At 66.2% G+C, this 13,378-nt stretch carries 9 protein-coding genes; 6 read left to right on the forward strand and 3 right to left on the reverse strand.

What is annotated here, in order from left to right; all coding sequences use genetic code 11:
• Nucleotides 1-80: 80 nt before the first annotated feature.
• Nucleotides 81-398 carry an ElaB/YgaM/YqjD family protein gene (locus AC0Z2B_RS07990; RefSeq protein WP_416425255.1) on the forward strand — a complete coding sequence of 106 codons (318 nt, stop codon included), beginning with the start codon at nt 81-83 and terminating at the stop codon, nt 396-398.
• Nucleotides 399-468: 70 nt separating this feature from the next.
• Here AC0Z2B_RS07990 and AC0Z2B_RS07995 read toward each other — a convergent pair whose 3' ends face one another.
• Complete coding sequence (locus tag AC0Z2B_RS07995) at nt 469-1,500, reverse strand: Ldh family oxidoreductase (RefSeq protein ID WP_476295836.1); 1,032 nt, start codon at nt 1,498-1,500, stop codon at nt 469-471.
• Nucleotides 1,501-1,656: 156 nt separating this feature from the next.
• Here AC0Z2B_RS07995 and AC0Z2B_RS08000 point away from each other — a divergent pair, with 156 nt between their 5' ends.
• The 3 genes from AC0Z2B_RS08000 to AC0Z2B_RS08010 all read left to right on the forward strand — a co-directional run bounded on the left by AC0Z2B_RS08000 (nt 1,657) and on the right by AC0Z2B_RS08010 (nt 8,324).
• Complete coding sequence (locus AC0Z2B_RS08000) at nt 1,657-6,696, forward strand: hypothetical protein (protein WP_476295837.1); 5,040 nt, start codon at nt 1,657-1,659, stop codon at nt 6,694-6,696.
• Between the two features lie 149 nt (nt 6,697-6,845).
• A complete protein-coding gene (locus tag AC0Z2B_RS08005) occupies nt 6,846-7,829 on the forward strand; it encodes a FecR family protein (protein WP_476295838.1) in 984 nt (327 codons plus the stop codon).
• A 135-nt stretch (nt 7,830-7,964) separates the two neighbouring features.
• Nucleotides 7,965-8,324, forward strand: a complete 360-nt coding sequence (locus AC0Z2B_RS08010) for a fe2+ zn2+ uptake regulation protein (RefSeq protein WP_473003127.1) — start codon at nt 7,965-7,967, stop codon at nt 8,322-8,324.
• Nucleotides 8,325-8,446: 122 nt separating this feature from the next.
• Here AC0Z2B_RS08010 and AC0Z2B_RS08015 read toward each other — a convergent pair whose 3' ends face one another.
• Nucleotides 8,447-8,635 (reverse strand): hypothetical protein, encoded by a 189-nt coding sequence (locus AC0Z2B_RS08015; protein ID WP_416425260.1) that lies wholly within the window; start codon nt 8,633-8,635, stop codon nt 8,447-8,449.
• 154 nt (nt 8,636-8,789) lie between these two features.
• Here AC0Z2B_RS08015 and AC0Z2B_RS08020 point away from each other — a divergent pair, with 154 nt between their 5' ends.
• Together AC0Z2B_RS08020 and AC0Z2B_RS08025 are read left to right on the forward strand one after the other, a co-directional pair.
• On the forward strand, nt 8,790-8,957 hold the full coding sequence (locus AC0Z2B_RS08020) for a hypothetical protein (protein ID WP_473003129.1): 168 nt from the start codon (nt 8,790-8,792) through the stop codon (nt 8,955-8,957).
• 287 nt (nt 8,958-9,244) lie between these two features.
• Nucleotides 9,245-9,637 carry a Mor transcription activator family protein gene (locus tag AC0Z2B_RS08025; protein ID WP_416425262.1) on the forward strand — a complete coding sequence of 131 codons (393 nt, stop codon included), beginning with the start codon at nt 9,245-9,247 and terminating at the stop codon, nt 9,635-9,637.
• Nucleotides 9,638-9,696: 59 nt separating this feature from the next.
• Here the strand turns inward: AC0Z2B_RS08025 and AC0Z2B_RS08030 are convergent, their stop codons facing one another.
• On the reverse strand, nt 9,697-13,371 hold the full coding sequence (locus tag AC0Z2B_RS08030; RefSeq protein ID WP_476295839.1) for a translocation/assembly module TamB domain-containing protein: 3,675 nt from the start codon (nt 13,369-13,371) through the stop codon (nt 9,697-9,699).
• Nucleotides 13,372-13,378: the final 7 nt, after the last annotated feature.

The raw sequence follows: 13,378 nt of genomic DNA on the forward strand, positions 1-13,378 counted from the left end.
GCGGACCTGAACACCGCTGCAACTTTCGCCCACTGCTGCAATCCATTGTTCACTGCCATCAATTACCAGGAGCAACGCATATGGCCCGTAAAACTGCCTCGCAAGCCGCCGATCAGATCAAGGATCAAGCCTTCAGTGAACTGCAGGCGCTGATCGAGGAATCCGAAGCCCTGCTCAAGAATGGCGCGGAACTGGTGGGGGAAGAAGCCGAGACCTGGCGCGAACAGGTTGGCCTGAAGCTCAAGCAAGCCCGTGAGTCGGTGAGCGGCGCTCGCGACCGTGCCCAGCCAGTGGTGGAAGCCACCCAGGAATACATCGGTGGCCACCCGTGGCAGACCGTGGCCATTTCCGCCGGCTTCGGCCTGGTGGTGGGCCTGCTGCTGGGCCGCCGTTCGTAACGGGCGCGCAGGACGCCGCCTGGCGGCAGCTGCTACACACCAACCCCCGTAGCAGCGGCCGCAGGCCGCGTCATTCACGCAGCGCCAGCGCCTGCAGGCGCGCCAACTCTTCCACGCCAATCCGTACCCCTTCCTGTTGCGCTCTGGCCCGGGCGCGATAACGCCGCTCCCCGGCCATCCGCGTTACGCCCACCTCCTGCATGCGCTCCACCAGTTCGCGGCTACGCGCGGCGAAGTCGTTGCCGGCGGATTTGCTGGGGTCGATGACGATGATCAGCTGGCCGGTCCACGGCGTTTGCGCCCCCGGGTGCTGGCTCCAGTCGAAACCAAAGGAGAAGTTGCCGCCAGTCAGCGCAGCGGCCAACAGCTCCACCATCATCGACAGCGCCGATCCCTTGTGCCCGCCGAACGGCAGCAGCGCACCGCCGTCAAGGATCGCCTTGGGATCGGTGGTCGGCTGGCCGTGGCGATCCACGCCAGTGCCGGGCGGCACCGCCACGCCCTGGCGCGCAGCGATCTGCACGTCGCCGTGGGCCAGGGCGCTGGTGGCCATGTCGAAGACGATCGGGTCATGACCTTCGCAGGGCGCGGCGAAGGCGATGGGGTTGGTGCCGAACAGGGGTTTCTGGCCGCCATGGGGCACCACGCAGGTCATGCTGTTGACCACGCTCAAGGCCACCAGCCCCTCGCGGGCGAAGGGCTCGACATCGGGCCACAGCGCGGCGAAGTGGTGTGAATTGCGAATCGCCAGCACCGCGATGCCGGCCTCACGGGCCTTGGCCACCAGCAACGGCCGCGCAGCTGCAAGTGCCGGCTGGGCGAAGCCGCGCGCAGCGTCCACACGCACGAATCCCGACGCCACATCTTCGACCACCGGCACCGCTGCACCGTCCACCCAGCCGCTGGCCATGGACGACACGTAGCCCGGCACGCGGAACACGCCGTGGCTGTGGGCGCCGTCCTGCTGGGCGGTGGCACAGTTGTGCGCGAGCACCTGGGCCACCGAGGCCGAGGCCCCATGGCGCTGGAAGATCTGGCTTAGCAACTGCACCAGTTGGTCGAAGGCCAACGTCGTGGCGTCTGGAAGGTCGACAGCAGGCATCACAAGCTCCTTGCACGGGAATAGCCGATTAATCGCACCGCCTCCACGCGGCTGTCAATAGCACCGGCGCCGCAGGGGCGGTGCTACACATCTAGTGCCGCCTACAGGCATGGAAAAACTACTTTGGGCGTCCATTTCACGGCAATTGGAGCCGTCATGCCTACCCCTATCGTCCATGTTCCGTTTTTCCACCCCGATCTGCTGCGCAGCCGGTTTGTCAGCAACGTCAGGCGAGCCTTCAGGGACGAACGCCTGAGCCAGGTGGAATACGACTGGCTGCTGCTGGCCGACAAATCGCCTGATACCTTGCGCGTCGACCAACCCCTGCTGGGCCCGGACCAGCGCCTGGACCCACAGCTGGCAGGCGCCATGGTGTTCAGCCACCCCGACCCGGCAAACCCCTCCGTGTACCTGTGGACGCTGCTGGACGGCATCCAGGCCTTTACCGACCGCACGGCCCTGGAGACTCGCCTGCGCGCATTACAAGGTGCGCCGCAGGCGCAGTTTGAACTGGAGCAGGTGCAACAGCCGTTGTTCGACAACATCAGCGCCACCTACGTGTTGCAACGCGCCGAGCACCTGGCCGAAGCAGCCCGCTGGTTCGGGCAACTGCCCAGCCTGGACGGCCAGCTGCACAAACGCGCGGAAACAACCCTGGCAGCCCATTTCTCCGACAAGGCCACCGACGCCGACAACGTCTGGCTGCAACGCATCAGCCAGCACGATGGCACGGTCAGGCAGACCCAGACCCTGGCCGAATACCACCTGCAAGTGTTCGCCAGCCAACCGCTGGCCAGCGACGAGCAGCTCAACTGGCTGCCCCACGACGACCAGCCGCTGAGCGACGAGACTCGCACTGCGCTGCAAGCCACGCTGGACGAGAGCTTCACCGCCCTGCCCGATGCGTATGTCGCGGCGCTGCAGCAGGCCTGGCAACCCCAGCGTGCATCCCTGGCCCAACTCTATGGCGCGGCCTTCTACCAGGCCCTGCTGCAGGCACGAGCCAACGGCCAACTGCTGGACGAGCACTGGCCCTGGCTGCGTGCGGCCCTGACCAACGGGCAGGCCCTTGGGCTGACCCTGGCAGAACACGGCCAGACCACCCCACTGGTGAACGTGGCAGGCGCGCTGCTGATCGCCGACCCTGCCGGGCCCTCGGTGTATGTCTACGATGGCCAAGGCGAACTGCAGCGCCATGCCAGCCGGATGTCGCTGATGCTTTACCTGACCGCGCTACCCGAAGCGCCGGCCGCCGTGGCACAAGCCGATCATGCGGCATGGGCAGCAGTGAAGCGCCCGCAGCTGTTGACCCCACCCCTGGGCGCCACACCGCTGCTGGCCTGCATGGACGCTATCGCCCAGTGCCAGGCGCGCAACCTGCGCAGCTGCCTGCTGCAACGCGGCGCAAGCCCCGGCCGCGCCATGGTGCTGGTCGACCAGGCGCTGGACGTTCGGGGGCTGGTCGACCAGCGCCTGCTGAACCTGGACCCCACGCGACGCTGGCGGCCGGTGCCGCTGTTGCAGCAAGGCGTGCTGCTGGCGCGGCCCGGCGCGCTGAAACAGACCGCCCAGTGGATGAAGCAACTGCACGAATTCAACAACCGCCACCAAGCCCTGCGCGGTGGTATTGCCGACCTGGAGGAAAGTGCTGCCGATGTATTGGACCCGGCCTTGAGCGTGATCAGCGCACACCTGTCGAGCCAGTCAGTGACCTTCGACCTGAGCGCAACGGGGGACGAGCAACCGCTGTGGGTGAGCCTGGCGGACGTCCTGGTAGAGCGCGTCAGCCGCCCCGAAGGGCGCCCGCGCTGGCTGCCAGCGGCCCAGGAGCAACATGGCGGGGTGCTCCAGGCACTGCCGAAAAGCCTGGTGACAGCGCTGCTGAACCACGCAGGCTCACGCCTGGACAAGACCTTTACCACGGTGCTGGAAGCCGACCGCGGCCTGCGCCTGCAAGGCCTGTGGGCCTGGCCCCAAGCCGAATCCCGGCAGATCCGCGAGGGCCTGCTGCGCCTGGAGCTGGGCATGCAACGGCGTTTTGGCAAGCTTGCGGCCGGCGCCCTCGACCAGTTGCAACAGGTGTTGGACTACCCACTGGAACATCAACGCCCCACTGGCGCAGGCCAGGCCAAGGCCCACGGCGTCAGCGTGCGCTTCAACGACCGGCCCGAGGCGGTGCTGAGCAACGTGTTCGTGGTACACACCGACGGCGATGATTCTGGCCAGGTGGTGCTCTGGTCGGTGCTGGCAGGCGTGGAGGTATTCAGCACCCGCACCTTGCTGCTGCAATCGCTGGGGGACCGCCTGCGCAACCCACCCTTGAACGTCGACTGGCTGTCGTTGTTGCCGCCTGACGATGACGAGGCACTGAGCCGAGCCCTGAGCCGCACACCCGAGTTGGCCCTGAGCCTGGCGACCTGGCCGATCACCGATTCGCTGCCACGCCGGTTGCAGCTCGATGAACGCCGTCGCCAACGCCAGGCTACCCGCAGTGCCTATCAGCTGGGCTGCACGCTGCGCTTCAGCGGTGAGCTGGTTCGCCGCTACGTGCACCTCAACGCGGTCAAGGACGCCCTGACCACTCACCTGCAGGGGCTGGATACCGCCCTGGATTACTGGCACCTGAAGACGACCCTGCCAAGCTGGCTCACCGATGCTTCCACCCAGGCGCTCACGACCTATACCGCACTGGTTGGCACGTGCGCGCGCCTGCAGGCCTTGGGCGAGGACTATCTGTTCGACATTCCCGACCTCAAGTCCTTCACCCGTGGGCGGGTGATGGAACGCCTGCAACAGGACCTGGGCGACAAGGCGCCGAACCCGGACGACGTGCTCATCACCCTGCGCCACTACACCCCCGGCATGGTAGGGGCCGGTGAGATCCCCTCGCAACTGCCTGCCGCTACCCAGGTGCACCGCGAGACCCTGACCACCGCCGCCATCGACCAGTTGACCCTGCTGCCGGGCACGCCCGCGATCCTCGAGATGGCCGACGCCAGCCCACTGCCAGCGGGGCTGGACAGCGACTACGTGCGCAAGATGGTGGCCAGCCTCGACGCAGCCAGCCAGTACCGCCAACTGCTGGCTAACCGCCTGAGCCCAGACGATGCCGACTACGCCACGCGGCAATTGCGATACTGCAGGCAATTGACGGCAGAGCTGCTCACCACCGCCTTTCAACAAAAACTGGCGAAGAGCCTGAGCGACACCGCGTACCGTTACGTGGCCACCGTGCTGACCATGCCCGATGACCTGGCGCGGCAACCCTTGGCCGGCGTCGATGTGGTGATCCGGCCCCTGCAGTTTCAAGCCGCCAGCTACCTTGACCCGGACACCGCGACAGGCATGCACCTGATCGGTCCCAAGGACATCACCCACGGGCCGCTGGTGCTCTACACCCCCTACCACGAAGAGTCGGTGTTCCGTGAATACGCCAACGCCGACGACCTGCTGGCCAAATTGCGCGCCGACACGGCCATGCAGGCCGAAGTCATCGCCCAACTGGACCCGGCCATCAGCAACCGTTACGCACGCCACGGGTTTAACCACCCCCACTTGCCCATGCTGGGTGAATCGCCCCTGGACGTGGAACTGCGGCCCGATGGCACCCAGGTCTACTCCGCCACCCCGGTTACCGGCAGTGCACTGCACTACCTGTTCCAGGACAACCTGGTGGTATTGAAACGGGTCAACAAGACGGCCACGGTGACCACCGAGGAAGCAAACTGGGCAACCTTCCGCTACCTGATGACCCTGGGCATCGAGCAGGGCTCGATCCTGTTGCCAGGCTCGCTGGCCAAGCTGCTCAACCTGTGGCAGAGCGAGAACTGGTTCCAGGCCTCGATCAACGCTGCATCCCGGCAACGCTGGGGCGAGGCCTTGACCGATTTCGTCGCCGCGCTGGGGCTGCTGGCCGGCTCGGATAACTCTGCCGAACACATGATGGGCGTTGGCCGCCGCCTGTGGCCCGCCGCCCCGCGCGGCGCGCCAACCCTGCCGGCTATCCCGAACTTCCGCCTTGAGGCAGCGAAAATAGAGCGCATCAGCCTGTTCGAGGCCCATGAGGTGGACCTGCGGCGCATGACCTTCGACGCCAGCCGCAACGTGTACCGGTACAACCAGCAGTTCTACGTGGTGATTCAGGGGCGCGTGTGCAAGGTGCGTGAAGAAAACGGCCAATGGTTCCTCACCCGCGACCAGCGCGAGGGGCCACGCATCGAATGGCAGGCGACCGGGGCTTGGGAACTGGTGATCTCGGTGCCGCCATTGAGCAACGGCTACAACATCCTGCGCATCCTCGACCAGCATGGCACTGACGAGCAGATCAATCGCGTTTTCATCACCCAGTACAAAGGCATGGAGCAGCTGTTCACGGGCGACCCCGCCAAGGCCCAGCAGGTTTGCACCGCCCACGCCCAAGCGTCCACGTACCTGATGACAGCGCTGGAGAACCTCAATGCCCGCCAGCCGGAGAAGTCGCTGCCTGCCCGCACCGAATCACTGTTGATGGACGCGTTTGGCGTAGCCGCCACCACCCCGAAGCTGCTGCACCAGGTGCGCCGTGCCTTGACCAGCGTGCTGTCGGGGCTGCAGGACCGGTCGCTGGAACCGCTCAATTCCCGACGGCTGATATTCGGCCTGAATCGACCAGGCTACACCCGCACTCACGGTTTCGTGTTTCGCGGCGATCACCACCGGCGCATCTTCCTGACCGAGCAGTTCTTCCAGCTGGACTTCAGCATCCTGCTCAACGTCGATCCGCTCAAGAGCGTGATCGACCCGTTGCTTCACGCCCAGGCCACCACTCTGATTCATGAAGTGTCACACCAGACCAACCGCACCACCGACATCGCCTACCTGAACTCCGGCTACCCGCCGGTCGATACCCTGTACAACACCAGCGCCGGGCAGCAATTCTTCATCCAGCAGCTGAACATGCACCGACGCGGCCTGTCGCTGCAGACGCCTCATAACCGACTGTTCAAGGTGGAAGACCGAACGAGCGGCGTGCTTCGTGACTTGGCCGACGCGGACGGCAAGGGCCTGGAGCGGGTGTACAAGCACACCGGCGCCACGGACCTCGACGTGGCACGGATGGTGTTCATGCTGGACCCATTGCGCCGCGCCCAGGTTATTCTCGACAACGCTGACTCCGTTACCCTGCTGGCAACGACGCTGGGGCGTGAGCTCTGGTAACCCGCTTGCGCAAGCCCCCTGGCCACGGCAGCAGGGGGCCTCGATAAACAATAAGTGCGGGTCTATAAGCGAATTGCCATGATTGCGGGTTCCAGCCATTCGAGGCCAGGGGTTAGAATGGCGCATTGATTCTGGAGCCTGCCATCGAAATGCCCGCCACCCCTGACCACTCTGACGCCATCACCGAGGCCGCCGCCCAGTGGTGCATGCGCCTGCACGCCGAGGATTGCTCGGCCCAGGAGCGCGCGCAGTTCGAACAGTGGCTGGGCGAAGACCCCTTGCACGCCCGGGAATATGCAGCCATGGCAGAGATCTGGACCCTGTCCGATCAGCTGCCGCGGCCTGGGCCTGCGGTGGTGGTGGCAATCCCCACGCGCCGTCCTGCCCTGCGGCGCTGGGCCGTGGCGGCGGCCATCAGCGCCGTGGCGCTACCCCTGGCAGCCTACACCGGCTGGAGCGCCGGCTGGCTGCCGGATGCGTACCAGCACGAGACCAGCCAGGGCGCCCTGCGCCACGTGGTGCTGGGCGATGGCACGCGCGTCGAGCTGAACCTGGACAGCGAGCTGAGCTACACCAACTTCAAGGACCACCGCCAGGTGCGCCTGAGCCGCGGCGAGGCCTTCTTCGAGGTCACCCACGACGCCCAGCACCCCTTCGTGGTCAAGGCTGCCGAGGGCCGCATCAAGGTCACCGGCACCCGCTTCAACGTGTGGAAATACCAGGATCAGGTGCGCGTGACCCTGGTGGAAGGCTCGGTGCTGGTGAGCAGCATCAACGCCGACCCGGACGGCGGCTTCCGCCTGGGCCCGGGCATGCAGGCGCGCTACAAGGCCGGCGACTACGAGCCACAGCTGAGCCAGACCTACGCCGGCGACAACAGCCTGGCCTGGCGCGACGGCAAGCTGATCCTCGACAACCTGCCGCTGGCCGATGCGCTGCCGCTGATCAACCGCTACCTGGAAAAACCCCTGGTGCTGGGCGACGACCACAGCGCACACATCCGCATCGGCGGCATGTACGACACCACGCGCATCCGCAACCTGGTGGCCAGCCTGCCCAAGGTGCTGCCCATCTACCTGACCCAGAACAACGAAGGCAACACGGTGCTCAACAGCATTCCTGCCCAGCCTTGATGTGAATCTTTTCCAACCTGTACACGGGGAAATCACGAATTTTCCACAGTTGGGGGTTCATGATTCAAGCGGTCCATTCGTCCTATACGTAGGAGCGATATTTCACCGGACCAGCTCTGGAACAGGAGTTTTCCCATGCACAACTCGCCAATGCCCACCCCCGCCCTGGCCGCGGCGCGCCCGCAAACCGCGGCACAGCCCTTGCCCGAGCGCTGCAGCAACAGCCAGATCAAGGTACTGCTCAAGGCGTATGGCCTGCGCACCAGCCTGATCCGCCTGAAGGTGATCGACGCCCTGCTGGGTGCCGAGCGCGAGGGCCGCAGCATTGGCGTGCGGGCGGTGCACACGCACCTGCAGGAGCTGGACATCCCGCTGTCGTTCCTGAGCGTGCGCGAGGTGCTCAAGCGCTTGGGCAGCGAAGGCGTGATCGAGATGCACGCCGACAAGACCTACGGCCTGAGCGAGCACGCCCTGGGCATGCTGCGCCCGCATTGATCTCCACGGGTGTAGCCGCTGCCGCAGGCTGCGCTGGCCCGTTTGAACCCAGAAGATCTTCAGCGAGGCATAAGGCCAGCGCAGCCTGCGGCAGCGGCTACGTTGTTGTCATGGACCTGCCGTCAGGGCTTGACCTTGCGGCGCATGATGCCGTTCAACACGACCACTACCACGGCGACGCCAATGGCGATGTACTGGAACAGTTTCTCGCTGATCAGGCCGTCTTTTTGCATCCACGACAGGCCCAGCATGATGGCCAGCACGGCGATGGAAATGAAGACGGAATAGATCAGGCGTTGCTTCTGGGTCATGGGGGTACTTCCTGGTTCATTTGTATCGAATGGGTGTCAACAGCCACACCAAGCACATACCCGATCGCGGGGATGCGCCGGGGTTTTCAGGGTCTCATAGTACAGTGCCCATCCTGCTTTGTGGACGGGTGCTTCACTCTATGAGGATTTACCCATGTTGCGTCGAATCACTCTGCTGATTCCCCTTCTCATGATCGCATCGCTGAGCGGTTGCTGGATGTTCATGCCACCAGGCGGTGGCGGCGGTGGCCACGGCGGTGGCGGTGGCGGCGGTTTCGGTGGCGGCCATGGTGGCGGCCCCGGTTTCATGCAAGGACGCTGATTCCAGAAGCGAGCCTGCGGGCTCGCTTTTCCCATGCCCGTGGCAGCCTTATCTATTCCGCCCCCATGCTTCCAGCACCCTCGCGTTAGCGGCTAAACGCCACAACGCCTGTTTCTGCACCTCTCCCCGCCCACACGCCGATTCGCACTACACCACAACGCCCATTTTCCTACCGCACGCATCACCGTTGCCGTCTGTAGCTGCGCGCGATACGCCTTAGAATTTGCCTGGCACAACCCCCTACCTGGAAGGGCATCCAGCTCCTTCGCCATTACAAGGACGTCAGCATGGACATCAATGACCTCAAGCAAGTCGATATCAGCCAACTGCCCCATTCGCTGCAACGCCTGATCGACTGCATTGGCGTGGAGAACGCCTACCACCTCACCTGCCTGTACGGTGGGCGTCCCAAGTACATTCCCAAGCACGCGCAGCGCACGGCGCTGGCCAAGCACCTGCCGCCCGAAGCACTGGCACGGCTGATTGAACGTTTCGCCGGGCTGGCGCTTGAGATTCCCAAGGCCGATCACTTCAGCCGGCAATTGCGCAACCGGCAGATCCAGGAGGAAAGTTCGAAGGGCAGTTCACGCAGTGAGCTGGCGGACAAGTACGGCCTTAGCCTACGGCAAATCGGCAACATCCGTCGCCAGGAAGCCGCGGCCCTGGCAGACCCGTCGTAAGCCATGGCAGCAGGTCCCGTAGCCGCCCACGGCGGCTACGGGTTCGCCGAAGGCAGCGGTCAGAAATCGCGCTTGTAGAAAATATCCAATGAGCTGGCCACGCCGCTGGCCACTTCAACGTACACCTTCTTGCTCAGCTTGTAGCGCAAGGCAATGGTGTTGGCGGGTTCGAACACCCCCACGCCATAGCGCAACGTGAGCTTCTCCGACAGGTTGCCGCTGGCCACCACGCTGGTGGTGGTGCCGCTGCCCTGGGTGTCGAGCTGGAAGTCCTGGATGCCCAGGTCCTTGGCCAGCGTGTCGGTCACCTTCGAGCTCCCCGCCAACCCCAACCCCAGCGCCGCCTGGGCGAGCATGTTGTTGTCCTCGCCAGTGGTGCTCAACGGGCGCCCCAACACCAGGTAGGACAGCGCCTGTTCCTGGCTCATGGTGGGTTCGGAGAACACCTCGGTGGTCGGCTGCTCGGCGCTGCCGCTCAGGCGAATCCCGGCGATCACGTCATCGGTCTGGCGAATGGCTTCGATGTCCAGGTACGGCTGGGCAATGGGCCCGGCGAACAGCAACCGCGCGCGGCGAATGGTCAGGCGCTGGCCATAGGCGCGGTAGCGGCCGTCGTTGAGGTTCAGCTCGCCGCGGGTGTCGAGGTTGTCACCGATATGCAGGTGGCCGGCCAGGTTGGCGCTCAGGCCGAAGCCGGTGAAGGTCAGCTTGTCCTGCCCCACCTCGACGTTGATATCCATGGCCATGGCCATAGGCGCGGCCGCAGGCGGTGCCTGGTGGCCGATGATCACCGTGTCTTCCGAGACCTTGACCGTGGACGGCGGCAGCTCGCGCACGGTGATGGCCCCCGTGGGGATCAACACCTTGCCGGTGACCGCCAGCTTGTCGCCGGCCAGCACGATGTGCAGGTCCGGTGCGGCCTCAAGCTCGGCGTAGGGCTCGACGGTGACCGGCAGGCGCGTGCCCTTGAGGCTGATGTCCGCCGCCAGCGCCTGGCCCCACTGCAGCTGGCCGCCGAGGCTGCCCTGGCCGGCCTTGCCGCTTTTCCAGTCACCCTGCAGGTGCAGGCTCTCGCCGGCGATCTGTGCCTGCACCTGCAGGTCGTTGAAGCTGACCGGCAGCTGCGCGCCGGCGATCTCGCCGCCGCTGAGCTTGACCGTGCCGTTGACCTGCGGGGCCACCAGGGTGCCGGCCAGCTGGCCGCTGCCGTCCAGGCGCCCGGCGAGTTTCTCGACCATGGGCGCGAACGGCCGGGCGATGCCGATGTCCAGGCCCTGCAGGCGGAAATCGCCGCTCAGTGGCTTGTTGCGGGCCAGCGGGTCGATGCGTGCGTTCACCTGCAGTTGCCCCAGGCGCTCGCCCTGGAACTGCAGCTGGGTGTCGATGCGCCGCGGGCCCAGGGTGCTGCTCAGGCGCAGGGTCTGGTAGGGGAAGTCCAGCCATTGGTCCTTGTCCTTGAGGCGCAAGGTGCCACCGCTGGCGTCCACCAGCACCTGGCCCTTGGGCCCGCTGGCGGGCAGGTCCAGTTGCAGGTCGGCGTTGAGCAGGCCCTGCCAGGCGAAGTCCTTGGGCAGCCATTGGGCCAGGCTTTGCAGCGGGAACTTCTTGAGGTGGTAGCGCAGCTTGGGCTCGGGCATCAGCCGCTGGTCTTCGCCACACAGGCTGGCGCCACCCGACTGGAAGCAATGGGCGCCCAGGTTGAGGGTGCCGTTGGCCAGCCGCTCCAACTTGGCGGGGCCGGCCAGGCGCCACTCCTGGCCACCGGCCTGGATGTCGGCGCTGGCCAGGCGGCCGCGCCAGTTGCCTTTGTCCAGGGTGCCGTCCAGGGCGGTGGCCAGCACCAGTTGCGGGCCCTTGAGGTCCAGTTGCAGCTGCTGCTTGCGCAGGTCGCCGGCAGCCTTGGCGGTCAGCGTGCCCAGGGCGGTTTCGCCGGCGCGGATGCCGGAGGCCGTCAGGGCCAACGTACCCTGCTGGGCCTTGCTGAGCGTGGCCGCCAGGTCGATGGCCTGCAGGCGGTTGTCGCCCAGGCCCAGGCCCTGCCCCTTGAGGGCCAACTCGCCCTGGGGCGCCTGCAAGGTGCCGGCGGCATCGATGCGGCCCTTCAACTGGCCCTGCAACTGCGGCCACAGCTGGCCCAGGCGTGGCAGGTCGAGGTCGATGCGCCCGGCCAGGCGCTGGTCCAGGCTGCCGCTGCCGTTGATGTGGTTGTCGCCCAGGCGGATGTCGAGGTTGGCCAGGGTCCAGCGCTGGTCGGCGCCCTGGGCCTTGGCCTGGAGCACCGCCGGCTGGCCGCGCAGGCGACCCTTGAGGTCGAGGTCGGCGTCCAGCTGCAGCTTGCCGCCGGCCAGCTCGCCCTTGCTGCGCAAGGGGCCCGCCAGGTTGCCGGGCAGCTCCGCGACCCAGAACGCAGGGTCCAGGTTACTGAGGTCAAGGGCGGCGTCCCAGCGCACGGCATCGGCGAAATACAGCTTCAGGCTGCCGCTGGCGGTGCCCTTGCCGGCCGCAAGGTTGAGCTGGGGCAGGAACACCGCGCCCAGGTCGCCGCTGAACGGGCTGGCCAGGCTGAAGGCGCCGGCGGGGCCGTTGAAGTCGCCGCTGAAATTGCCCATGTACTTGCCGTTGCGGTACGCCACTTCGGTGCTGAAGCGGTGCACGCTGACCTGGGGCTCGGCGACGTCGGGGTACAGGTGGTGCCAGGGGAAGTCCAGCCAGTCCAGGCGCGCGTCGGCGCTCAGGCCGCCCTGCCAGCTCAGCTGGCCGTCGAGCTTGACCCGCTGGTTGTCGTTGGCGCCCAGTTGCAGGCCCTGGACCTTGGCGCCCTTGGCATCGGCGACGCCGGTCAGGGCCAGGTTCATGGCTTCGCCTTCGGCGGGCAACTGCGCCCTGCCGACGATCTGGTAGCCCGCCTTGAGGTCACCCTTGGCGCTCAAGTCCAGCTGGTTGAGTTGCAGCGTGTCGGGCAGGCTCGGCGCTGCCTTGAACGCCGCGGACACGATATGCAGCTGCGCCGGCAGGTTGTCGGCCAGCGGCTGCAGCTCGCCGGTGACAGTAGCCGGCAGGTAGCCGCTGCTCTGCCCGTGCAGCTGCAGGCTGTCGAGCAGGTTGCCGTCGATGTCCAGCGCCAGCTGCCACGGCTGCTCGCCCACCTTGGGCAGTTGCAGCTGCGCGGTAGCCTTGAGCGGCCAGCGCCCGCCCGGGGCGATGGTGCCGCTCAGGTCCAGGGCCAGGTCATCGCGCTGGGCGTGCAGCGAATCGATGCGCAGGCCATCGGCGGTCCATTGGGCGGCCAGCTTGAGCTTCTGCACCTGCTCGCTGCCGTCGATGGACAGGCTGCCCAAATAGATCTCGCCGACTTGCAGCTTGATCGGCAGCTTCAGGTCCGGCAGTTGCAGCGGCCCGCTGTTTTCGGACGGCGCACTGGGCGGCAGGGTCAGGCTGATCTGTTCCACTTCCAGGCGTTCGATGCACAGGGTCAGGTGCAACAGGCACGAGGGCGACCACTCCAGCAACGGCGTCTTGAGCAGCAGGCGCGTGCCGCCCTGCTCCCAGCGCACCTCGTCGGCGCTCCAGTGGCCACCCAGGTGGCCACGGAAGTTGTCCACCGCAAGGCCCGGCACCTGGGCCAGGGCCCAGCGGCTGCCGCCAGTGGTTTCCAGCACCAGCACGGCGCCCGCCACCACCAGCCCTGCCACGACGGCCACGCCGCCACCGGCCCACAGCAGGCCGCGTTTCAACACCCGG

Source organism: Pseudomonas sp. GYB4201 (assembly GCF_056312595.1).